The sequence below is a fragment of the Streptomyces bullii genome (assembly GCF_042657145.1).
Classification (GTDB): Bacteria; Actinomycetota; Actinomycetes; order Streptomycetales; family Streptomycetaceae; genus Streptomyces; species Streptomyces bullii.
Genome location: NZ_JBHSNY010000009.1, coordinates 82,231 through 105,421 on the forward strand (window position 1 = coordinate 82,231; position 23,191 = coordinate 105,421).

Below are 23,191 nucleotides of genomic sequence, written 5' to 3' on the forward strand. Positions count from 1 at the left end.
GGTTGCCTCCCCGGGCGCAGCCTAGGCAGTGTGGGAGCGCTCCCATAGGCTTCCGCGCCCCCCACGTCCGGCGAAGCCGGAGGCTCGTGCGTCCGGCGGAACCGGAGACCCCCACATCCGAAAGAAGGAGATCATGGCTTGTCATGGTCATGTTCTTAATCACGTTCTTCCTGTCCTCAGAGTCCGGTCCCGTCTGCCGCTCGTCCTGAGCCTGCTCGCCGCCGCGCTGCTCTGCATGGTCCCGGGGAGCGGCACCGCCAGCGCCCACGGCTCGGTCGTCGACCCGGCATCCCGCAACTACGGCTGCTGGCTGCGCTGGGGGAGCGACTTCCAGAACCCGGCCATGGCGCAGCAGGACCCGATGTGCTGGCAGGCGTGGCAGGACAACCCCAACGCCATGTGGAACTGGAACGGTCTGTACCGCAACGGCTCGGGCGGCGACTTCCAGGCCGTCGTCCCCGACGGGCAGCTGTGCAGCGGCGGCCGCACCGAGGGCGGCCGCTACAACTCCCTGGACGCCGTGGGCCCCTGGAAGACCACGGACATCGGAGCCGACTTCACCGTGCGGCTGTACGACCAGGCCAGCCACGGCGCGGACTACTTCCTCGTCTACGTCACCCGACAGGGCTTCGACCCCACCACCCAGCCGCTGACCTGGAAGGACCTCCAACTGGTCGCCCGCACCGGCACGTACGCGCCCAGTCAGAACTACTCGATCCCGGTGAGAACGTCGGGTCTGAGCGGCCGCCACGTCGTCTACACGATCTGGCAGGCCTCGCACATGGACCAGACGTACTTCCTGTGCAGTGACGTCACCTTCCGCTGACCTCTGCACCCCCGCCGGACGCCCGGTGTCCGGCGGGGGACCGGTGGCGGAGTGGCGGGGGCTTCCTGAGAGTTCCGAAAGAATCCGAGAGGCGCTTGAACACGCGGGCGTCCGCCTACGTATGGGGCGGGGGACTTCCATGCCGGGTCCGCCGTCACGAAGCGTAGGAGTACTTCCTTGAGACGCAACACGCGCAGACGCCCACGAGGTGCACAGCGCGCGACGTTCGCCGCGGTCGCGCTGATCCTGGGCGGAGGGGGGTTGGTCGCGGCGAACGTCTACGCCTCGGCGACCGAGAGCGGCTCGGGCGGGGAACCGGGCCGGCCGAACAGCGCGGCGCCGGGCGGCGCCACGATCGACTGCCCGGACGTCGGCAGCAGTCTGACGTCGGTGCCCGAACAGGCGAGGGCGGAGGTCGACAAGGAACTCGCCCTCCTGGACGAGCAGATCGCCAAGGCCTACCAGCAACTGCGGGACTCGGCGCAGGCCCAGCGGCAGGATTCTTCCTTCGCCAAGAACGCGATCATCGGCCCGCTGAAGGACAAGCGGACCGCGGCCCTCGGCCGCATCGCGGTCGCCGTCGACCGTGTGGGGGACCGCCCCGAGGGCCTGGAGGCGCTCGCGGCCTGCACGGTGCGGCCCACCGCGACCGAGGCCCCGGACCAGCAAGGCGGCCAGAACGGGACCGCCGGCCAGGAGCAGGACGGCGGTCAGGACCAGGCGGGCGGCAACGGCGGCCAGGCGGGCAACGGGCCCGTCGCTGCCGACTACGCGGACATCACCACCGTGCAGCCGAACGTGCCCAGACCCAGTTTCACGGGAGACGCCTCGCGCGGCACCTTCACCACGAGCTGCGGCGTCAACGAGAACGGCCTGTTCAACTCCGACAACGTGATCGTCGCCCCGGGCGTCGGCAACGGCGCCCACCACTTCCACGACTATGTCGGCAACCAGGCCAACGACGCCTTCGCCAGCGACGAGGACCTGGCGAACGCCGACACGAGCTGTGAGAACCAGGGCGACAAGTCCTCCTACTTCTGGCCCGTGCTGCGGCTGCAGAACGGCACCCAGGAGCAGGACGCCGAATCCCCCGGCGGCGGCATCGAGGGCAACGCCGGTGAGATCGTCACGCCGAAGCAGGTCACGCTGACGTTCGTGGGCAACCCGCGCGGCAAGGTCACGGCCATGCCGCGGCTGCTGCGCATCATCACCGGCGACGCCAAGGCCTTCGTCAACGGCCCCGCGAACGCCAACGCCTCCTGGAGCTGCACCGGCTTCGAGGACCGGCAGCTGAAGGACAAGTACCCGCTGTGCCCCCAGGGCAGCGACGTGGTGCGTACCTTCCGGTTCCAGAGCTGCTGGGACGGCCGCAACATCGACAGCGCCAACCACCGCACCCACGTGGCGTTCGCCGCCGCCGACGGCACCTGCCCGGCCGGCTTCCGGCCCATTCCGCAGCTGGTGCAGCGCCTCGTCTACGACGTCGACGCGCCGAGCCTGAAGGACGGCGGCCGGACGACGCCGCTGTTCGCGGTGGACTCCTTCCCGGAGCAGCTGCACAAGCCGGTCACCGACCACGGTGACTTCATCAACGTCTTCGACGGGGACCTGATGCGGGAGATGGTCGACTGCGTCAACGAGGGCCGCACGTGCGACGCCGGTGCCGGGGACGGTGCCGGGGAGGGCGAGGAGCCGCAGGAGCAGCCGACCCGCACTCCGGAGGCCCCGCAGGAGGAGCCGACGCGAACACCGGAAGCCCCGCAGGAGGAGCCGACCCGTACGCCCGAGGCGCCGCAGGAGAAGCCGACGCGTGCCCCGCAGGTCCCGCAGGACGGGAACCCGGGCGAGGAGCCGGGCGGGGAGCGCGGCGACGACGGGGGAGCCAAGACCCCGGGCTCCCCGGCCGGTACCCCGGGTACCGCACCGGCGGCGGGCGAGGGCAAGCCGACGCCCCCGCGCACGGCGGAACCCAAGGCCCGTACGACGGCCCCGACCGCCGGCAGCACGGCGGCCGCGCCGGGTGAGGGCGGATCGGACGGCGGTGACGCGGACGCGGCGGCCGGTGCCGGGCGGACGCCGACCGCCGTCGGGACACCGACCGCCCGTGACGAGGCCCCGGTGGCCTCGGGGCAGACCGAGCCGCAGGCCGTGGGGGGCGGACTGGCGGAGACCGGCGCGCAGTTGTGGCCGGCCGCGGTGGGCGGTGTCCTGCTGATCGCGGGCTGTGTCCTGCTCCGCCGCGTCAGGCGGGGTTCGGCATGAGCTGACCCGGGTGCCGGACGACGGCAGGCGAGGGCGGCAGAACCCGTTCCCACGGGTTCTGCCGCCCTCCGCCGTTCGTTCCGGGCGCTCTTTTCTGGAGGGTCGGGTGCTTGAGCCGCACCGCGCCCGCCGGGCGGACGGCCCTGGTCGCCGGCCCCGCCGGGGCGGTCGCCGGGTGACGCCGTGGGAGATGGCCGTGGTCCTCGTGGCCGGTGCAGGCGCCGGGGCCGTCAACGCCGTGGTGGGCTCCGGGACGTTGATCACCTTCCCCGTGCTGCTCGCCACCGGCCTGCCGCCGGTCACCGCCACGGTCTCCAACGCACTGGGTCTGGTGGCCGGGTCCGTCAGCGGAGCCGTCGGATACCGAAGGGAACTGCGCGGACAGGGCCGACGTGTCCTGGTGCTGAGCGTCGGCGCGGTGCTGGGCGGCCTGGTCGGCGCGGTGCTGCTGCTGACCCTGCCCGCGGCGGCCTTCGAGGCGATCGTGCCGCTACTGGTGGGGCTCGCGGTCGTCCTCGTGGCGGTCCAGCCCCTGATCGGCAGGTGGGTGGGCCGCCGCAGGGCGGGGACGGGTGGGTCCGGCCGTCGCGACGGCGGCCCGCTGCTCTTCACGGGCCTGGCGCTCGCCGGCGTCTACGGCGGCTACTTCTCCGCCGCGCAGGGCATCTTCTACGTGTCGCCGATGGGGGTGTTCCTCGACGAGTCGCTGCAGCGGCTGACCGCCGTGAAGAACGTGCTCGTCGCCGTCGTCAACGCCGTCGCCGCACTGCTGTTCCTCTTCGTCGCGGACTTCGACTGGACGGCCGTCGCGCTCATCGCCGCCGGCTCGGCGCTCGGCGGCCGGATCGGAGCCGGCGTCGGCCGTCGCCTCGCTCCCACGGTCCTACGGACCGTCGTGGTGGCGGTCGGTGCCGTCTCGATCGTGCTGCTGCTGCGCATGTGACGCCGTGGCCCGCTCCGCCATCACGCGCGAGGGCGCCTTGGGGGCCGGAGCCTCCCCTTCGCCCTCGGCGTCGATGTGCGGCAGGGCCCTGTCCAGCCACCGCGGTGTCCACCAGGCGTGCCGGCCCAGCAGGGTCATCACCGCGGGCACCATGAGCAGGCGGACGACGGTGGCGTCGATGAGGACACTGACGGCCAGACCCAGTCCGAGCATCTTCACCACGACGTTGTCGCTGACGATGAAGGCCGCGAACACGCTCACCATGATCAGCGCGGCGCACGTGATGACCCGGGCGGTGATCTCCAGGGCGTGGGCCACCGACGCCTTGGCGTCCCCGGTGCGCAGCCAGGCCTCGTGCACCCGCGAGAGCAGGAAGATCTCGTAGTCCATGCTGAGGCCGAAGATGATGGCGAACATCATCATCGGGACGTAACTCTCGATGGGCACCTCGCCGTTGACGCCGAGGGCGGGACCGCCCCAGCCCCACTGGAACACGGCCACGACGACGCCGTACGAGGCGGTGATCGACAGGACGTTGAGCACGGCTGCCTTGACCGCGACGAGCAGGCCCCGGAACACGGCCAGGATGATCAGGAACGCCAGGCCCACCACCACACCGATGATCAGCGGAAGCCGGCTGGCCACGATGTCCCGGAAGTCGACCTGCGCGGCCGTCGTCCCGGTGACGTAACCCCGGGCGTCCGTCCCCCGGACCGCGTCGGGCAGCGTGCGGTCCACCAGACGGTTCACCAGGTCGGTGGTCGTGGCGCTCTGCGGGGACTCCCGCGAATAGACGGTGCCGACCAGGACGTCCCCGTCCTCGGTGGGGGTCAGGGGCGTGACAGTGGACGCGCCGTCCACCGCGTCGAGGGTCTTCTGGGCCTGCGAGGCGAGCGCCGAGCGCTGCGGCTGCGGTACGGAGCTCTGGTCGATGACGACGGTGAGGGGACCGTTGGAGCCGGGGCCGAACGCGTCGGTCATCAGGTCGTAGGCCCGCCGGTCGGTGAAGGACGCGGGGTCGGCGCCGTCGCCGATGTGGCCGAGTTGGAGGGAGAAGACCGGGATCGCCAGGACGGCCACCGCGGCGACGCCCGCGCCCAGGTACCGCCACGGCCTGCGTTCCACCCGCAGCGCGTAACGGTGCCAGGTGCCCTGGGGTACGGCGCCCGCCACCGTGCCGGCCTCGGCGACGGGGCGGCGCACGCGGTAGCGGTCGATGCGGCGGCCCAGCAGCCCCAGCAGCGCCGGGACCAGGGTGAGGGCGCCGGCGACGGCCGAGACGACGGTGACCGCGGCGGCGAGCCCGAGTTTGCCGATGAAGCCGACGCCGGACGCGAAGAGGCCCGCCAGGGCGACGATCACGGTGCAGCCGGAGACGAGCACGGCACGCCCGCTGGTGGCCGTGGCGTCCCCGGCGGCCCGCACCGGGTCCGCGCCGTCCATGAGGCGCTGCCGGTGACGGGTGATCAGGAAGAGGGCGTAGTCGATACCGACGCCGAGCCCGATCATCGTGGCCAGGGTCGGTGAGACGGTGGCGAAGGTGAACGCCGCCGCCAGCAGCCCCAGGACGGCGAGACCGGTGACGACGCCGACCAGTGCGGTCAGCAGCGGCAGGGCGGCGGCGAGCACACTGCCGAAACCGGCCAGCAGCACGAGCACGGCCACGGCGAAGCCGATCAGCTCGCTGATCCGGTCGTCGGGGGCCGGGCGGGCCAGTTCGCCCAGCGGCCCGCCGTACTCCACCTGGGCCCCGGCCCTCCGCAGCGGCTGCACGGCGTCGTCGACCCCGTCGAGGTAGGCGTCGCCGAGCGTCGATGGCTGTACGTCGAAGCGGACGGTGATGTAAGCCGTCCTGCCGTCGTCGGACAGCGGGCCCACGTTCTGCTTCGACTGGCCCTGGGAGGAGCCGGACAGCGGGTTCTGCACGGACAGGACATGCGGCAGTTTCTGCAGGTCACCGACCGTGGTGGACATCTGCGAGCTCAGCGAGGCGAGGGGGCGGTGTTCGTCGCGCAGCACGATCTGACTGCTGTAGCCACCCGCCTGCGGGTCGTGCCGCTTCAGCACGTCCAGGCCCTGCTGGGACTGTGTGTCGGACAGGGAGAAGTTGTCGGAGTAGGTTCCTCCGGCGGAGCGGTCCAGGACCTGGAGGGCGACCAGGGCGACGAGCCAGGCGACGATGACGACCACGAAGTGGCGCGCGCACCACTGTCCGAGCCGCCGCAGCGTGCCCGCCCGCCCGGTCCCCTCTGTGGTGTCACGCGCACGGCTGGGCGGCATGGACGTGTCTCCCTCTGTGGCTGAGGCGTTCGGCGCCTCCATTAGAGGGCGACGGGACCGGCCCGGCATCCGCTGGGCGGGGCGACGGCAGGGCCCCGGCGGCCGTCCGGCCCCGGCGACGCACGAGGGGCGCCGCCTGCCCCCTGCCGCAGAGCCGTACCTCCGAACGGTGGAAGCCGGACGCGGAGCGATCCGGTGGCCGTCACCTCCCTGTCGGGCCGGCCGGCAGGTCCTCTCGCGGTGCGGGGCCGCCCGGGCCCACAACCCCGGCGGCCGGCCGTTCGCGCCCGGTCGGCGCGTTCGCGCCGAGGCGGCCGTCGGCCCGGCCCGGCCCGCGTGGCCGCCCGACCGCCCGGAGCGCGCCCGATCCCAGGGCGACCCCCGCGGCCACCAGGGCACTGCCCGCCGCCTGGGCGGGACCGTAGGAGCCGGTGCCGGCCAGCGGCGCGGTGCAGGCCGCCGCGACCGGGATGAGGCCGGAGAACAGGGTCGCCCGCTCCGCGCCGATCCGCTGCATGCCCATGTACCAGCACACGAACCCGACCACGGTGACCACCACGGCCTGCCAGAGCAGCGCGGCGCTCTCCACGGAGTTCGGCCGCCGCAGCCACGCGGCACCGTCGAGCAGCGCTCCGGCCGCCGCCGACTGGAGCGCGGCGAGGCCGCACACCGTGGCCGACAGCAGCCGGGGCCCCAGGGGCCGCAGCACGGGTACCGCGAGCACGGCGAACCCGACCTCGCCGACGAGGGCGCACCCGGAGAAGGCGATGCCGGCGCCGTCCGTGCGTCCCCAGCCCTGCACGACGCAGGCACCGGCGGCCACGAGCAAGGCCCCGTACAGGACGGCTCGTTGGGGCCGGCGCCCCTCCAGCAGGGGCACGACGACGGCGACGACCACGGGCGCGCAGCCCACGAAGACGCCGGGCACCGCCGGTTCCGCGGAACGCTCCGCGGCGAGAACGGCCAGGTTGAAGCCGACCATGCCGACGGCCGCGAGCAGCGCGAGGCGGGCCCACCGGCGGGGCCCGAGCGCCCGCAGCCGCGCCGCCGTGCCCCTGCCCGCCAGGGGGAACAGCAGCAGGCAGGCCAGGCCGTACCGCAGGAACTGGCCGCCCGCGTACGGGTAGTCGCCGAGCACGCTGTTGGCCGTGAAGGACGCGCCGACGAGGACGCAGGCGAGCGCGGTGAGCAGTACCCCGCGCGTGGTGGTGGCGTTCATGGCACCGACGCTAGGAAGCACGGCGGTCCTGTACGAGGTCCACTCTCCCGCCGTCATGGCGGACCAATTCCGGCGGCACGCCGCCGCGGGCCGCCCGGGTGATCGCGGGGCTCAGCCGATGTGGTAGCTGTCCCCGTAGACCTTCCAGTCCAGCGGCGGATCGAGGTCGAGGTTGCCCTTGCGCAGGAACACCCGCTGCGCCGTGTCGACCCGGCTGGTGTCGCTGTGCGCCGGCTCCTGCCTCATGGCCCACACGCGCGCGTCGAGGAAGGCGTGCAGGTACGTCACCTCGTCACCGCCCGCCGCCGGCGGACGTGCCGTGCGCAGGGCGCGCCTGCGGATGTTGCGGAAGCTGGTCGGGTCCTCGCCGTCGCCGTGCATGACGATGGCGTCGTAGTAGGCGAACTGCCCGAGCACGCGCAGGCCGTCCGCCTTGCCCTGCCGGACCGCAGGGTTGAAGTACACCCGGTCGCGTTCGTCGTTCTGCGCCTGCTGGAAGGCCTGGTCGCGGGCGGCGCGGCGCCAGTCACGGGGGAAGTGCGGGTCGAGTCCCTCGTGCGAGTCGGTGCCGTCGACCCTGCGCAGCGCCGGCAGGTACGTCGCGAGGACGTTGCCGGGCCGCCGGTCGGTGTAGAGCTCGACGAGGTCGAGCATGTCGCCGGTGCCGGAGCAGAATCCGACGATGCCGGCGGTGTACCCGCGGCCGTCGCCGATGTCCTCGATGTACTGGTACTGCGCCTTCCAGTCGAGCGAGGAGTTCTCCGCACTCGACACCAGCTGCATGGCGATCTCCTTCTTCGCCGGGTCGTCGAGCCCGACCGCACGGACGGACGCCGAGGCGTGCGGGGGCTTCATGAGAGGGGCGGCGCTGAGCGTCGCGCCGAGCAGGACGGCCAGGGCCGTACGGCGCGACGTGCTCGGGACGTGGGCGTCCAGGCGGGACGGATGCTTCACGGGGCCTCCAAGGGTGGGGGGTGGACCTTGCCGTGACCTGAGACCAACTGACAGGAAGGTTTACTATCACTGCGCGAATCGGCGGGGAAGCCGTCGCGCGCAAAGTTCGTGCAGTCGAACGAGACGCCACGGCGGCGCGCAATGCGGCGACGGCAGCCCGGCGTTGGTACCGGAAGCCCCCGAGCCGTCCCTGCCCACGACCGCCACCCCGGACGGCCGCCGCTCACTGACGTCCACCGCCACCACGCAGATCAGCGAGTCACTCAGGCCGGAACTGCTGCGGCGGGCCCGGGCCGTCCAGGAGAACCACGTCCGCGCCCTGCTGCGCGACAGGGGCTGATCCCGCCCGGCGCGGCGCCGGTGCGGCGGCGTCGGGGCATCCGGACCGGCCCGACTCACGTCCCCGGACCCGTCGGCTCGCCGTCCCGCACGCGCTCCCGCTGGAACGTGGCGTACAGCCACCACAGGGACGGCAGCAGCAGGACCGCGCCGACGGCCAGGGCCCCGAGGCTGGCCGCGAGGACGCTGTCCGTGGCGGCGGCCTCGTCGAGGGTGACGCCGGGCAGCAGCTCGGGGTACTGGCCGACGCCCCATCCCCACAGCAGCCCGGCGACCGCCAGCGCGGCCGTCAGACGCACGGCGAGGTACGACCGGCGCCACGCCAGCAGGGCCAGCGAGACCACCCCGGCGGCCACCGACAGCACGACCAGCGGAAGGGCACTGCCCGACGTCAACGCGTCGAACAGCGCCGGCTCGTCGGCGCGCAGCACGAGCAGCCCGGCGGCCGACAGGATCCCGACGACCACCCCGGCCGCCAGCGCCCGCCGCCGGAACGCCTCGGTGAGCTCCGTGTCACCGGTGCGCTCGGCGTCCCGGGTGAGGTAGACGGCCGCGAGATACGCGGCGGTGCCCACCGCCAGGGCCCCGGTGACGACGGAGGTGGGGTTGAGCCAGCTGGTGATCAGATCGCCCTCGGCGATGCCCGGCGGAACGCGCCCGGAGGCGAGGGCACCGGCCACTGTCCCGAGGAAGAACGGGGTGACCAGGGAGGAGAACGCGAACGTCGCGCCGAACATCCGTCGCAGCCCCAGCCTCCTGCTGACCTTGCGGAAGGCGAAGGCCGAACCGCGCGCGATGATGCCGAGCGCCACCGCGGTCAGCGGGATGTACAGGGTCGAGGCGACGGCGGCGAAGACGGAGGGCACACCGGTCCAGGTCAGCACGATCACGAAGATCAGCCAGACGTGGTTGGCCTCCCACACCGGGCCGATGGAGTGCTCGACCAGGTCCCGCTGGGCGCGGCCCCGTTCGGCGCCCCCGGCGAGCAGGTCCCACACCCCGCCGCCGAAGTCGGCGCCGGCGAACAGCACGTACGCCGTCAGCCCGGTCCACAGCACGACCAGCATGATCTCCGGCAGCGGCATGACGCTCCTCAGCCCTTCTGGGCGAGCTCAGACGACCTTGTACTCGGTGACATCGCGTTCCTGCGGCGCTACGGGCACCGGCACGTCGCGGGCCAGACGCCGCAGGACGTACACGGTGGCCACCGTCAGCGCCGCGTAGACCACGCTCACCAGGACGAACCCCCACACCAGCCCGGGTGCCGGGTTGACCGCCTGGGACGTGCGCAGCACACCGAAGACGATCCAGGGCTGGCGCCCCACCTCGGTGACGACCCACCCCGCCTCCAGCGCCAGCACCGCGGCCACCCCGGACAGCGCCGCCCCTCTCAGGAACCAGCGGGAGCGCGGCAGATCCCGGCGGCGCCACCAGGCCAGCGCCCACCACAGGGCGAGCAGCAGCAGGGCGAACCCCATGGCCACCATGATCTGGAAGGCCCAGTGGGTGATGTTGACCGGGGGCCGGTCCGCCTCGGGCACGCTCTCCAGCCCGGCGATCTCCGCGTCCGGGGACCAGTGCGCCAGCAGGGACAGGCCGTGGGGGATCTCCAGGGCGTAGCGCAGCTCCCCGTCGACCGCCACGCCGCCGATGTGCAGCGGGGCGCCGCGCTCGGTCTCGAAGACGCCCTCCATGGCCGCGAGCTTGACGGGCTGGTTCTCCGCGACGAAGTGCGCCGCCCAGTCGCCCACGCCGATCTGGACCGGGGTGACGAGTGCCGCGACCGTGAAGGGCACGAGAAAACCGAGCCGGTGGTAGCGGTCCCGCCTGCCGCGCAGCATGGCGACGGCGTACACGCTCGCCATCAGGAAGCCCGCCACCATGAAGGCGGCGAGGATCATGTGCACCGTCTGCGGCGGGGTCGCCGGGTTGAACATGGCCGCCCACGGATCGACCGCGACGATCCGCCCCTCCTCCGTGTCGAAGCCGGTGGGCTGCTGCATCCAGGCGTTCGCGGTGACGACGAAGAAGGCGCTCGCCACGCCCGCCACGACGACGGGAACGCCGGACAGCAGGTGCGGTACCGGCGGCAGCCGGTCCCATGCGTACAGGTAGATGCCGAGGAAGATCGCCTCGATGAAGAACGCGATGCCCTCCAGCGAGAACGGCAGGCCGATGACCTCTCCGTACGTCCCCATCAGGCCCGGCCACAACAGGCCCATCTCGAACGACAGGATCGTGCCGGAGACCGCGCCCACCGCGAAGAGCACGCCCATGGCCCGTGCCCAGCGCCGGGCGAGCAGCCGGTAGTGGGTGTCGCCGGTACGGTGCCCGCGCCACTCGGCCAGCAGCGTGATGGCGGGCATGCCCACCCCCAGACACGCCACGATGATGTGCCAGCCCAGCGACAGCGCCATCTGCATGCGCGCCGCGCCCAGGTCGGCGTCCGAGACGGCCGTGAACACCGCCGCCACCGGGCTCCCCCCGGGCAGGGACGCCTCGACCACCATCCGTACTCCCACCGCGGCTTCGTCGCGGATCCGCACACGGGCCGCGCCGAAGCCGAAGACGCGGCGGAGCCACTGTGGCCCCCCGACGCGTGCCCGGGGAAAGCCATCCGACCATGGCGCCGCCACATCACCCGACTGCGCGCGACGGGCACCGGACCCACCCTCTCCGGCGCGTCAGCGAACGCGCCGTCCCGCTCGTCCCGCCGCGGTGCCCTCAGCGGGACGGGCGTGTCCCCTGCGTGTTCCCCGCGCTTCCCCGCGTGGTCCCTGAACGGGAACGACCGGCCCGCTCACCCGTCCAGGCGGCCGCCGGCCTGGTCCGGCCCGTACGCCGTCAGGAGCAGGGCCACGTCGTCCGGCCGGTCCGGGGCGCGGCGGGCCGTCTTGATCAACTGGTCGGCGAGGCGCTCCACCGAGTCCGAGGGCGTACGTGTCAGACAGTCGCGGACCTCCTGGATCCCCGTCTCGATGTCGCTGCCGGGCTGCTCGACCAGCCCGTCCGTGTACAGCACGAGGACGCTGCCGGGCGTCAGGGTGAGCGCGGTGACGGGATAGACCGCGTCGGGCTGGACGCCGAGCATGACACCGCCCACCAGGTCCAGCGGCTCGGCGCGCCCGTCGGGGTGGCGCAGCAGCGGCGGAGGGTGGCCGGCCCGCACGGCCAGGGCACGGCCGGTGCGCGGATCCAGCTCGACGTAGCAGCAGGTGGCGAAGGCGTCCGCCTCCAGCTCGGTCAGCAGCCGGTTGGTGTGGCTGATGACCTCCTGCGGCGGGCGCTCACTCGCGGCGAAGGCGTGCACGGCGCTGCGCAACTGCCCCATGACGGCCGCGGCGCCCACACTGTGCCCCTCCACGTCGCCAATGACCAGCGCCACCCCGCGGCCGGTGCGGATCACGTCGTACCAGTCGCCGCCGATCGCCATGCCCTGCGTCCCGGGCAGATAGCGGCCGGTGGTGCGCAGGCCCTCGATGACGGGCAGCCGGTGCGGCAACAGTCCCTCCTGCAGGCCGCGGGCGACGGCGGACTCCTCGTCGTACAGCCGGGCCCGCTCGAGCGCCTGGGCGACCAGGCCGCTCAGCGCGGTCAGCGCGGAACGCTCGTCGGGGGTGAACCGGTGCGGCGCGTCCCAGCCGAGGATGCAGGAGCCGACCGCGTGGCCGGAGGCGATCAGCGGCAGGAACGACCAGGCGCTCATACGGTCCAGGGCGATGCCCGGGTAGGCGTCGCTGAGCTCCTCGGGCGACTCGAAGAACAGCGGGAGCCGGGTCGTCAGGGCGTGGACGCCCGGCAGCCGGGTGTCGAGCCCGATGCCCTCGAAAGGGCGGAGGAAACCCTCCGGGTAGCCGGACTCCCACAGCAGGTACATCCGGCCCTCGCGGACGGTGTACAAGGCGAGTTCGGCCACGCCGAACGCGGGCAGCAGCCGCTCGGACACCGCCCGGCACACGTCCCGCACGGTGACCGCCTCGGTGAGCACGCTCGCCATCTGCACGACGTGGTACAGCGCTCCCGCACGCGGCCCGGCCACCGGTTCGGGCGGCGGTGTCCCGGCCGCCGCCCCGGCGACGACTCCGGCGGCGCCCCGGGCCGTGGGCACCGGGTCGGAGCCGGTGGGCGGCAGGGTCGGGAAGACCCGGCCGGTCAGCCCGTGCACACCGGGGTACAGCACGAAACCCAGCCAGCCGTCGGCGGGGTGCCGCACCAGGAACGACACCGGCTCCTGCGAGAGCATCGCCGCCCGGTAGCGGTCCTCGTACGCCGGGTCGCGCAGCCAGGTGATCACCTCCCACGGATAGCGCCCGAGGAGTTCCTCCCGCCGGCAGCCCAGCAGTTGCTCGCAGCGGCGGTTGGCGTAGATGCCCCGGCCGTCCTGGTCGAGGGAGAAGATCCCGTCGGGCAGCCGCTCGGCGGCCTCGGCCGCGGTGACCCCGCCCGCCGCGTCGACGAGCGCGCCCACCAGCAGCCGCTCGGCTCCCGCGCCGCCCCGCACCAGGTGGCCCCACAACTCGACCGGCCGGTAGCGGATCTCGTCCGGGCCCGCCGACTCGTCCAGCACCCTGAAGTGCCGGGATCCGACCCGGCCGGACGTCAGGGCGTCCTGTCGGCTCGCCCGCAGCTCGTGCCGGTCGTCCGGGCTCACCCGGGCCACGATGTCGGAGAACGTCCCGCCGAAGTCCGCCCGGCGGATACCGAGGACGGCGAGCGCCTCGTCGTCCGCGGAGCACCGGTCACTGTCCAGGTCCCAGTCGAACAGCCCGACGCGGACCGTGTGCGCGGTCGGCGTGGGCAGCCGCACGCTGACCGGCTCGCTGTCGTAGCAGACCCCTGACCCGCCGGGGCCCGTGCCCGCCCGGCGGGTGAGACGTTCCTCCATCTCCTCACGGGCGGGGCGCAGGGCGCCGCCGGGGGTCGGTGCGTCGGCCGGTGCGCGGCCGGCCGCGCACAGCACGACCAGGACGCCCACGGTCTCCTCACCGGTCCGCAGGGGCTGGTAGGCAGAGGCGAAGGAGTACGGCAGCCCGGCCGTGAACTGCGGGAAGCGCATCATCGTCGCCCGCTCGTCCGGCAGCCACAGCTCCTCGCCCCTGCGATAGGCCTCCGCCATGGGCAGGACCCCGCCCACCGGCACCCGCCACCAGGGCCTGAGCAGCGACCGGGGCACCCCCGTCACCACGGTGAGCACCAGGGAACGCCGGTCCCTGGAGCGCAGGTAGACCAGCCCACCGTATCCCCGGGCGGCCTGCACGGCAGCGATCAGCGGACCCGCCAGGGCGTCCTCGATCCGGGCCACGTCCCCGGCCCGGTCGTCGCCGCCGTCCCGGCGGCGCTCCGCGGGGGGCCGCGCCCCGGCCGGTCCGGCGGCTGCCTCATCCATGTCGCGTCCTCCCGGTACGGACGCACCGGACACCATTCGCTCCGGCGGCTGCCTCATCCATGTCGCGTCCTTCCGGTACGGACGCACCGGACACCATTCGCTCCCCACCAGGATGTGCCATGGGCGGCTCTCCGGCGCGGTGGGAGCGTCGCCGTCCGGACCGGTCGGCGGCTGTTCCCGGCCGCCGCGTCGCGCACCCGGTGCGGGTGGGGTACGGCGCCCAGGGAAGGCGCTGGGAAATCCGGAAGAGGAGCGCAACCTTTCGAGCAACCCGGTCGTCTCACCCGATATCAGCACTATGCAGATCTCGGGGGCGAGAATGCTACGAACCAGAACAACCAGCGCGATATGCGCGACGGTCGCGCTCTTGGGCGCCACCCTGACAGCGGCGGCCGTCCCGGCCGGCGCGGCCCCGGCCGCCACCGCGCGCACCACCACGGCATGCCCCACCGGCTGGGGCAGCCTCGAGAAGACCAGCCGCACCTCCACCGCGACACCGGTGAGGAACATCAGGACCGGCCGGCACGCCTGCTTCGACCGGATGGTCGTCGACCTCCCCGGAGCCGGGCGCAGCGGCCTCGGCTACTGGGTCCGGTACGTCGACCGCCTGTACCAGGACGGCTCGGGGCGGCACGTGCCCGTCGCCGGCGGAGCCGTCCTGGAGGTGCGGGTGGCCGCGCCCGCCTACGACCCCGACACCGGCGCACCCACCTATCCGGCCCGGGCGGGACGCCCCCTGCCGGGCGTCGACCTGACGGGGTACCGCACCTTCCGGGACGCCCGGTTCGCCGGGAGCTTCGAGGGGGAGACGCAGGTGGGCCTCGGAGTCCGGGCCCGGCTGCCGTTCCGCGTGCTGCAGATGACCGACCGCATCGTGGTGGACGTCGCGCACACCTGGACCGGCAGGAGCTGAGACCGCCCTGCCGCGCGCCACCGCCTCCTTCCCCGGGGCGGTGGCGCCGCGCGGGGAGCCACGGAGAAAGGACAACGCCCGGAAACCGGATCAGGCGGGTACCGACGGGTCCTGAAGCAGTGCGACGGCGTCGAAGCGCCCAGGGTGGAGTCACCGTAAATCCAGCCGCATTCCAGGGTGGAGTGCCGTGGACCAGCCGCACTCAGCCGGTCGGCGGTTTCTCCCAGATCGAGACGTGGGCGCGGCTCTCGCGGGTGAACGGCTCCCGCTTCCACCCTCCCCACCGGTCGCGCAGCCGCAGTCCCGCGAGCCGCGCCATCAGGTCGAGCTCGGCCGGCCACACGTACCGGAACGGGATGGACCAGTGCTCGGCACGTCCGTCGACGATCGTGACGTAGTGGGAGCTCATGGCCTGTGTCGCGGTGTCGTAGACGTCGAAGGCCCATCGCTCTTCGCTGATGTGGAACGCGACGGCGTTCTGTCCCGGGGGCAGTCGGCGCAGGTCGGGCACTGTCACCTCGACGACGAAGCAGCCCCCCGGTTCCAGATGCGCGGCGGCGTTGCGGAAGCAGGCCACCTGGGCGTCCTGGGTCGTCAGGTTGCCGATTGTGTTGAAGACCAGGCAGACGGCCGCGAACGAGCCTTCCACTCTCGTCGTCGCGAAGTCGCCGATCGTCACGCCGACCGCGTCGCCGCCGGGTTTGGCCCGCAGCCGGGCCACCATCGCACGGGACATGTCGATGCCGTGCACCGGGATGCCGCGCCGGGCCAGGGGCAGCGCGATCCGGCCGGTGCCGATGCCCAGTTCCAGGATCCGGCCGCCGCCCGCCAGCCCGGCCAGCGTGTCCACTGCCGGGTCCACCACGTCCGGCCGGAACATCTCGGCCGCGGAGTCGTCGTAATCGGCCGCGATGGCCTCTGTGAAGTAGCCGTCTTCATCGAGCACCCCTGGACCGTAACGGCCACGGCACGGCGGGCGCGCCTGAATTCTTCACGGGCGCCCGGACCAGGGGATCGAGACGCTCACGGCCGGTGATCGGAACTCGCGGGTGGTAACCCGGGCTCCCCGGGTACTCGTCGCGGCGAGCCCTGAGCTGCGTACGGGCCGACGGGCCTCCCGCAGTCGATCAACGAGATACGGAGGCACACAGATGAGCACGGTGAAGGAAACGGTGGAAGTCGGCGTCCCCGTCCACACCGCCTACAACCAGTGGACCCAGTTCGAGGAGTTCCCGAACTTCATGGAGGGGGTCGAGGAGGTCAGGCAGCTGGACGACCGCCACAACCACTGGACGACCAAGATCGGCGGGGTACGCCGGGAGTTCGAGACCGAGATCGTCGACCAGCTTCCCGACGAGCGGATCACCTGGCGCACCACCACCGGGGACACGCATCAGAAGGGCACAGTCCGCTTCGAGCGTGTGGACGACACGCACACCCGGGTGGAGCTCGTGATGGATGTCGAGCCCTCCGGGGTCGTGGAGAAGGCCGCCGACATGATCGGGACGATCGACCGGCGGGTGAAGGGCGACATGAAGCGCTTCAAGCAGTTCATCGAGGAGCGCGGTGGTGAGTCCGGATCCTGGCGCGGTCGCATCCGCCCGGGTGAGTCCGGTCCGTCCCTCTGACGGCCGCGGGACTGACGGCCTGAGGGCCGGAGACAGGCGGGCTGGTCGCACAGGCGACCAGCCCGCCGGTCACTGGCAGCAGCCCGCATACCTGCTCGCCGGCGCATGAAAGCCAGCCGAGCGGGCCCAGCGCATGGCGGGCCGGCGCGTCCGCTGTCGGGTGCTCCCGCTCGGCGGCTGACACGAGCCCGTGATAGGTGGCCGGTACGCCAGCCAGCAGCGTGAACGGCCGCCCCGCACCGTCCTGCCGGGGAGCCCGAGCTCGCGCAGAAGTGCGCGGGGGAACGGAGTTCACCGGTGACATGGGTGCTCGCCCCGACGGCGGTGACGCCCAGCACGGCTGGCGAGTGCCCGAAGCTGCGGAACAGCGGCAGCGGCAACGGCAGCCGGTCCTCGGGCGTCGTGCCGAAGACAGGGGCCCACCAGGACGCCATCGACCACAGGGCGACACGCTGGGGGGAGACCACGTCCCTGGGGCGGCGCGTGGTGCCGGAGGCGTAGAGCATCAAGGCCGGTTCGTCGAGCCCGAGACCGTCCCAGGTCGTCGCCGGACGAGCGTCCCGGACCGGCTCCGGCCGCGGACTCGAACAGGACCGTGCCCATGGGAGCGTCGGGCGGGGACAGGGCCCGGACCGGTCAGCAGCAGGCGGGGCCGGACGTGCCCGGTGAGCGACCGGGGGAGACGGGGGAGACGGGGGGTGACGGCCACCAAGGCCCCGCTGTCCCGTAGGAAGTGGGCGAGAGCGGCGTCGGAGCAGCGGGAGTCGCCACCGAGGCCCCGCTGTCTCCCGCAAGAGGTGGGCGAGTTCGGCGACGAGGGAGCGGGGGTCGAGCAGGGACGCCCCTGCCGCTCGCTCGGGTGACGGCCGGACAGCTCTCGACCAGCTACACGCTGTTGCCGAGGAGGACGGCCACCCGGTTCCCCCGGCGGCCGAGGCCCGACCGGCCCAGGTGTGCGGCCAACGTACCTGCGCGCCACTCCGGTTGGCGCGCCGCCCCGGTTGGGCGTAGGTGACGGCCCGCGAGAAGTCCGAGAACACCACCCGGTCAGCCGCGCGCTCGGCGTGCGTCCGCAACAGGTCCGGTAACGGTCGGATCAGCTCGTACCGGATCAGCTCATCGTGCCTCATGCCGCACCGCTTCTGGCAGAAGTCGCCTACCGCGCAACGGCGTTGAACCTGATGGCACCACGGCGAGGTATCGAACATCCCGCGCCTTGACCCGCCGATCTCACACGGCGCACAGGCAACCCACAGGATCCTCTTCCCCTCCTCCATCGGGGGGCGTCCGCACCGGACGGAGCGCCCGTCACGAGGAGTTGAGGAGTGGATCGTTGATACGTGCCCGACGCATATGGGCCACCGCGGCGGCGGTGCTGACCGTGCTGGGGGTGTCACCCGCCGTCGCCCAGGCCCGGCCGCAGCCACCCGGAGCGCCTGCCGCCCCCGCACCGGCGCACGGAGCCGGTGAGCTGCCGCCCGGCTGGCGGATCACCGCCACCGAGGACGGGAACGCACTGGAGTGGCGCTCGCCGCGGCCCGTCCCACCGGGCGACGCGCGCGTGGAGTTCCACACCGACGGCAAACTGATCGGCGTGCCGGAGCCGGACGCGGACGGCCGGACCTTCCGCCTCCCACTGGACGACGCCGATCTGGCCGGGCCGGGCTGGCTGAAGAGCCTTCAGGTACTGTCCGCCGGGCGGCGCCTGGACGAGCGACCCGGCGCCGCCGAGCGGCGCGAGCGGCACTCCGCCGCACCACCGGCCGTGAAGCTCCCGCCCCGGCTCCCCGCCGGCGCCGTCGACCCGGGCAAGCCGGGCCGCTACCGCACGACCACCGGGGAGTACGCGCTCGCCCCGATCCGGCTGCCCAACCTCCCGGCCAAGGTCGAGATGCGCGCCGTGGTCGTCGCCCCCGAGGGAGCGACCGGAAAGCGCCCGCTCGCGCTCTTCCTGCACGGCCGCCACGCGACCTGCTACGTCCCCGGCAAGGGCGAGGAAGAGGTCACGATCGACTGGCCCTGCGCCCCCGGCGCGCAGCCGATCCCCAGTCACCGCGGTTACCTCCAGGACCAGAAGCTGCTCGCCTCGCAGGGCTACGTGACGGTCTCGGTCTCCGCCAACGGCGTCAACGGCCAGGACGCGCAACTCGAGGACGCCGGCGCCCAGGCCCGCTCGTCGCTGGTGCGGTCGCACCTGGCGCGCTGGGCGAACTGGGCCGCTCACCCCGCCACCGCACCGGCCGCCGTCCGCAAGGCCCCGAGGACCGACCTGTCCCGCGTCCTGCTCGTCGGCCACTCGCGCGGCGGCGAAGGCGTCAACAGGGCCGCCATGGACAGCCTCTACGCCCCTCCGGCCGCCCAGGACGGCCGGCCCGGGCGGGCCCGCTGGACCGTCCGCGGCACCGTGCTCATCGGCCCCACCGTCTTCGGCCAGAACCCGGTGCCGGACGTGCCGTCGCTGACGATCCTGCCGGGCTGCGACGGCGACGTCTCCGACCTCCAGGGCCAGGTGTACGTGGACGGCACCCGCGGTGTCAGCCGAGGCAGGGCCCTGCACAGCGCGGTCCACATCACCGGCGCCAACCACAACTTCTTCAACAGCGAATGGACGCCCGGCCAGGCCGCGGCACCCGCCAACGACGACTTCTGGCACGACCCCGAGGACAAGGACCCGGTGTGTTCCCCGGGCAGCGCGACCCGTCTGACGGCCCGGCAGCAGCACCGCGCCGGCGCCACCTACATCGCGGCCGCCGCCCGCCTGTTCGTCGCCGGTGACGACCGGGTGCGCGAACTGATCGACGGCACCGGCCGCCGGGCCCCCTCCGCCGACCCCGCCCGCGTGCTCACCCACGCGGTGGGCGCGGGCCGCGGCGCCGGCTTCCTGCCGGACGGCCCGGTCGCGGTCACCGGCGGACGGCTGTGCTCCGCGGTCGACCCCGACCCGCGCGCCGCCTGCCTGGGCGAGGACGCGCTCGGCGCCTCCCCGCACTTCGCGCAGTGGTGGCTGCGGCGCGAGACCGGCCGCCGCGCGGTCGCGATGAACTGGTCCGCGCCGGGCACCGCGACCCGCGTACGCCCCGACCGGCCGCTCTCCCTCAAGGACGCCAGGAGCCTGGCGCTGCGCGTCATCGTCCCGCCCAACAGCACCGGCACACAGCTGGACGTCTCCGTCACCGACAGCCAAGGCAAGCGCGCCACCCTCGGCCGCGTCCGGGCCGACGGACTGCCGGGCAGCGCGCGCACCGCCTCCTACTGGGCGCGGGAACTGCGCGTACCGCTCACCGCCGCCGCCCGCGCCGGAGTCGACCTGCGGCGCGTCGCCTCGCTGGAGCTGACCCCGCGTTCGCGCACGGGCCAGGCCTGGCTGATGGACGCCTACGCCTGGCGGGCCGGCACCCCGGCCGTGCAGGCGGCCCCGCTGGCCCGGATCGACGTCGGCCGTCTGAAGGTCAAGGAGGGCGACTCGGGCGCGCGCACCTACCAGGTGCCCGTGCGCGCCTCCGGCAACACCGGCGGCACCGTACGGGTGTACGTCGTGGACCCGGTCACGGGAGCGGCCGAGGACCGCTTGGTGACGGTCCGTCCCGGCGGCCCCGGCATCGACGTGACCGTCAAGGTGGAGGGCAACAGGCGATTCGCCTGGGACACCTCCCAGGACGTCCTCGTCAAGGCGGTCCGTGGCGCGGTCGTCGGCTCCTACAGCGGCGGCGTCACCGTGGAGAACGACGACCCCATGCCCCGGATCAGCGTGACGCCGGCAGCCGACCGGGTCACCGAAGGGCAGCCGCTGCGCTGGAAGGTCTCGCTGTCCGAGCCCGCCGACGTGGACCTCGCGGCGTCCCTGGCGGTCGTAGCGGCCGGCGGCCGTCCCGAGCTGTCCACCAAGGACGTCGACCCCGACTGGCTTCGCGAGGTGGTCGGGGACGTCCCCGACGGGGACGTGCCGCTGTCCGGCCTGGAGTACTTCTCCCTGTGGGCGCCGGTACCGGCCGGCGAGGTGAGCGCGGAGGTGACCGTGCCCACGGTCCGTGACCAGGTCGCCGAGCCCACGGAGTACCTCCGGCTCCAGCCCACCGACGAGGAGGGCGAGCCCCAGGGCCCGGCCCTGACGGGCACGGTCCTGGACGCACCGTAGGCGCGCCTCTAGCCCGGCCCCGTCCGCGCGGCCCGGCCAGGACACCGTCCGGTCGGGCCGCGCTGCCGGGCGCCCTTCAGGACGCCGACGGGCCCCGGCTCTTGACGTCGAGTACAGCAGTCGCGATCCTCGTCCCGTAACTTGCGCTGGTCATGACAAGCCTGCCGTCGGGCGGGCGACCCGGACCCGGACGGCCCGGCCCGTCGACCGCGCGAGCCCGCCGACCGAGGGACGCAGTGGTGACCATGGCTCGACGCCCGTACCGACGACGCAAAGACGTCACCGTCCTGTCGCTGCTGCTCCTCGTCCTGGCCGTGGCCCTCGGTCCCACGCCGAGTTCCGCCGCCGGAACCGACTGGTGGAACCCGACGGCACGGCCCGCCCCGGACTCCCGAATCGGCGTCACGGGCGAGCCGTTCACCGGCACCGACTCCCGGGGCGAGGTGCGCGGCTTCGTCGACGCCCACAACCACCTGTTCTCCAACGAGGCGTTCGGCGGGCGGCTCATCTGCGGCAAGCCGTTCTCCGAGGCAGGGATCGCCGACGCGCTCAAGGACTGCCCCGAGCACTACCCCGACGGCTCGCTGGCGGTCTTCGACTTCATCACCAAAGGCGGCGACGGCAGGCACGACCCGGTGGGCTGGCCCACCTTCAAGGACTGGCCCGCGCACGACTCGCTGACCCACCAGCAGAACTACTACGCCTGGGTGGAACGGGCATGGCGCGGCGGCCAGCGCGTCCTCGTCAACGACCTCGTCACCAACGGCGTGATCTGCTCGGTGTACTTCTTCAAGGACCGCGGCTGCGACGAGATGACGTCGATCCGCCTCCAGGCGAAGCTCACGTACGACCTGCAGGCCTACATCGACAGGATGTACGGCGGCCCCGGCAGGGGCTGGTTCCGCATCGTCACCGACAGCGCGCAGGCCCGCGAGGTGATCGAGCAGGGCAAGCTCGCGGTCGTCCTCGGCGTCGAGACCTCCGAGCCGTTCGGCTGCAAGCAGATCCTCGATGTCCCGCAGTGCGACAGGAGGGACATCGACGCGGGGCTGGACGAGCTGTACGCGCTGGGCGTGCGCAGCATGTTCCTCTGCCACAAGTTCGACAACGCGCTGTGCGGCGTCCGCTTCGACGAGGGCGCGCTGGGAACGGCCATCAACGTCGGCCAGTTCCTGTCGACGGGCACCTTCTGGAGGACGGAGCGGTGCACCGGACCGCAGCACGACAACCCCATCGGCCTGGCCTCGGCACCGGCGGCCGAGAAGAAACTCCCGGCGGGCGTGGAGGTCCCGTCCTACGACAGCGACGCCCGGTGCAACGTCCGCGGCCTCACCGAACTCGGTGAGTACGCCGTGCGCGGCATGATGAAACGCAAGATGATGCTCGAGATCGACCACATGAGCGTCAAGGCCACCGGCCGGGTGCTCGACCTCTTCGAAGCCGAGTCGTATTCCGGCGTGCTCTCCTCGCACAGCTGGATGGACCTCAACTGGACCGAGCGGGTCTACGGGCTCGGCGGCTTCATCGCCCAGTACATGCACGGCTCCGAAGCGTTCGGCGCGGAGGCCCGGCGCACGGACGCGCTGCGCGAGAAGTACGACGTGGGCTACGGCTACGGCACCGACATGAACGGCGTCGGCGGCTGGCCGGGCCCGCGCGGCGCGGACGCCCCCGACCCCGTGAAGTACCCCTTCCGCAGCGTCGACGGCGGCTCCGTCATCGACCGGCAGACCACCGGCGAGCGCACCTGGGACCTGAACACCGACGGAGCCGCGCACTACGGCCTGGTGCCCGACTGGATCGAGGACATCCGGCTGGTCGGCGGCCAGGGCGTGGTCGACGACCTGTTCCGGGGCGCCGAGTCCTACCTGGACACCTGGGGCGCGGCCGAGAGGCACCGCTCCGGCGTCGACCTCGCCGAGGGCGCGGCGGCGACGGCCGCCTCGACGCAGTGGAGCCTCTTCACCAGCTACGCGCCGGGCCGGGCGGTGGACGGCGCGCGGAAGACCCGCTGGGCCAGCGACTGGAGCGACGACCAGTGGCTGCGGATCGACCTGGGCGCCACGCACCGGGTCGGACGCGTCACGCTCGACTGGGAACGCGCGTACGGCAAGGCGTACCGGGTCGAGCTGTCCACCGACGGCGCGACCTGGCGGACCGCCTGGTCCACCACCTCCGGCGACGGCGGCCTGGACACCGCGCTCTTCACCCCGGCGCCGGCCCGCTACGTCCGCATCCACGGCGTGGAGCGCGGCACCGACTGGGGGTACTCCCTGCACGAGGTGGGCGTGCACAGCGGCTGACCC

General features: G+C 73.1%; 15 protein-coding genes and 1 pseudogene. 8 read left to right on the forward strand and 8 right to left on the reverse strand.

Going from position 1 to position 23,191, the window contains the following annotated elements:
• Positions 1-133 precede the first annotated feature (133 nt).
• The 3 genes from ACFPZJ_RS25480 (at position 134) to ACFPZJ_RS25490 (ending at position 4,031) form a co-directional block, all read left to right on the forward strand.
• Entirely contained in the window at positions 134-826 is a 693-nt protein-coding gene (locus ACFPZJ_RS25480; RefSeq protein ID WP_381025981.1) for a lytic polysaccharide monooxygenase auxiliary activity family 9 protein, read from the forward strand.
• A 177-nt stretch (positions 827-1,003) separates the two neighbouring features.
• The gene (locus tag ACFPZJ_RS25485) at positions 1,004-3,088 is read left to right on the forward strand and encodes a DUF1996 domain-containing protein (RefSeq protein WP_381025984.1); all 2,085 of its coding nucleotides are present in this window, start codon (positions 1,004-1,006) and stop codon (positions 3,086-3,088) included.
• A gap of 175 nt (positions 3,089-3,263) precedes the next feature.
• Positions 3,264-4,031 carry a sulfite exporter TauE/SafE family protein gene (locus ACFPZJ_RS25490; RefSeq protein WP_381026657.1) on the forward strand — a complete coding sequence of 256 codons (768 nt, stop codon included), beginning with the start codon at positions 3,264-3,266 and terminating at the stop codon, positions 4,029-4,031.
• On the opposite strand, the gene ACFPZJ_RS25495 is transcribed toward ACFPZJ_RS25490, so the two are convergent.
• The 3 genes from ACFPZJ_RS25495 to ACFPZJ_RS25505 form a co-directional block, all read right to left on the reverse strand.
• Positions 3,972-6,311 carry an MMPL family transporter gene (locus ACFPZJ_RS25495; RefSeq protein ID WP_381025986.1) on the reverse strand — a complete coding sequence of 780 codons (2,340 nt, stop codon included), beginning with the start codon at positions 6,309-6,311 and terminating at the stop codon, positions 3,972-3,974. The genes ACFPZJ_RS25490 and ACFPZJ_RS25495 overlap by 60 nt on opposite strands.
• A 202-nt stretch (positions 6,312-6,513) precedes the next feature.
• Entirely contained in the window at positions 6,514-7,530 is a 1,017-nt protein-coding gene (locus tag ACFPZJ_RS25500) for a DMT family transporter (RefSeq protein WP_381025989.1), read from the reverse strand.
• A 111-nt stretch (positions 7,531-7,641) separates the two neighbouring features.
• Positions 7,642-8,484, reverse strand: a complete 843-nt coding sequence (locus ACFPZJ_RS25505; protein WP_381025992.1) for a chitosanase — start codon at positions 8,482-8,484, stop codon at positions 7,642-7,644.
• A gap of 163 nt (positions 8,485-8,647) precedes the next feature.
• On the opposite strand from ACFPZJ_RS25505, the gene ACFPZJ_RS25510 reads away from it, so the two are divergent.
• The gene (locus ACFPZJ_RS25510; RefSeq protein WP_381025995.1) at positions 8,648-8,824 is read left to right on the forward strand and encodes a hypothetical protein; all 177 of its coding nucleotides are present in this window, start codon (positions 8,648-8,650) and stop codon (positions 8,822-8,824) included.
• Between the two features lie 55 nt (positions 8,825-8,879).
• Here the strand turns inward: ACFPZJ_RS25510 and ACFPZJ_RS25515 are convergent, their stop codons facing one another.
• The 3 genes from ACFPZJ_RS25515 to ACFPZJ_RS25525 form a co-directional block, all read right to left on the reverse strand.
• Entirely contained in the window at positions 8,880-9,908 is a 1,029-nt protein-coding gene (locus ACFPZJ_RS25515) for a cytochrome d ubiquinol oxidase subunit II (protein WP_381025998.1), read from the reverse strand.
• Between the two features lie 27 nt (positions 9,909-9,935).
• Positions 9,936-11,333: a cytochrome ubiquinol oxidase subunit I gene (locus ACFPZJ_RS25520; protein ID WP_381026001.1), complete on the reverse strand. Its 1,398-nt coding sequence runs from the start codon at positions 11,331-11,333 to the stop codon at positions 9,936-9,938.
• A 290-nt stretch (positions 11,334-11,623) separates the two neighbouring features.
• Positions 11,624-14,209, reverse strand: a complete 2,586-nt coding sequence (locus ACFPZJ_RS25525) for a SpoIIE family protein phosphatase (RefSeq protein ID WP_381026004.1) — start codon at positions 14,207-14,209, stop codon at positions 11,624-11,626.
• Between the two features lie 319 nt (positions 14,210-14,528).
• Here ACFPZJ_RS25525 and ACFPZJ_RS25530 point away from each other — a divergent pair, with 319 nt between their 5' ends.
• Positions 14,529-15,122, forward strand: a complete 594-nt coding sequence (locus tag ACFPZJ_RS25530; protein ID WP_381026007.1) for an AMIN-like domain-containing (lipo)protein — start codon at positions 14,529-14,531, stop codon at positions 15,120-15,122.
• A 202-nt stretch (positions 15,123-15,324) separates the two neighbouring features.
• Here the strand turns inward: ACFPZJ_RS25530 and ACFPZJ_RS25535 are convergent, their stop codons facing one another.
• On the reverse strand, positions 15,325-16,068 hold the full coding sequence (locus tag ACFPZJ_RS25535) for a class I SAM-dependent DNA methyltransferase (RefSeq protein WP_381026010.1): 744 nt from the start codon (positions 16,066-16,068) through the stop codon (positions 15,325-15,327).
• A 205-nt stretch (positions 16,069-16,273) separates the two neighbouring features.
• Between ACFPZJ_RS25535 and ACFPZJ_RS25540 the strand changes: the two genes are divergently transcribed.
• Positions 16,274-16,750, forward strand: coding sequence for an SRPBCC family protein (locus ACFPZJ_RS25540; protein WP_381026012.1), 477 nt, complete (start codon positions 16,274-16,276; stop codon positions 16,748-16,750).
• 353 nt (positions 16,751-17,103) lie between these two features.
• Here ACFPZJ_RS25540 and ACFPZJ_RS25545 read toward each other — a convergent pair.
• Positions 17,104-18,027, reverse strand: a pseudogene (locus ACFPZJ_RS25545) (hypothetical protein); the annotation flags it as partial.
• Positions 18,028-18,083: 56 nt separating this feature from the next.
• On the opposite strand from ACFPZJ_RS25545, the gene ACFPZJ_RS25550 reads away from it, so the two are divergent.
• Complete coding sequence (locus ACFPZJ_RS25550) at positions 18,084-20,885, forward strand: hypothetical protein (protein ID WP_381026015.1); 2,802 nt, start codon at positions 18,084-18,086, stop codon at positions 20,883-20,885.
• A 245-nt stretch (positions 20,886-21,130) separates the two neighbouring features.
• A complete protein-coding gene (locus tag ACFPZJ_RS25555; RefSeq protein ID WP_381026018.1) occupies positions 21,131-23,188 on the forward strand; it encodes a galactose-binding domain-containing protein in 2,058 nt (685 codons plus the stop codon).
• Positions 23,189-23,191: the final 3 nt, after the last annotated feature.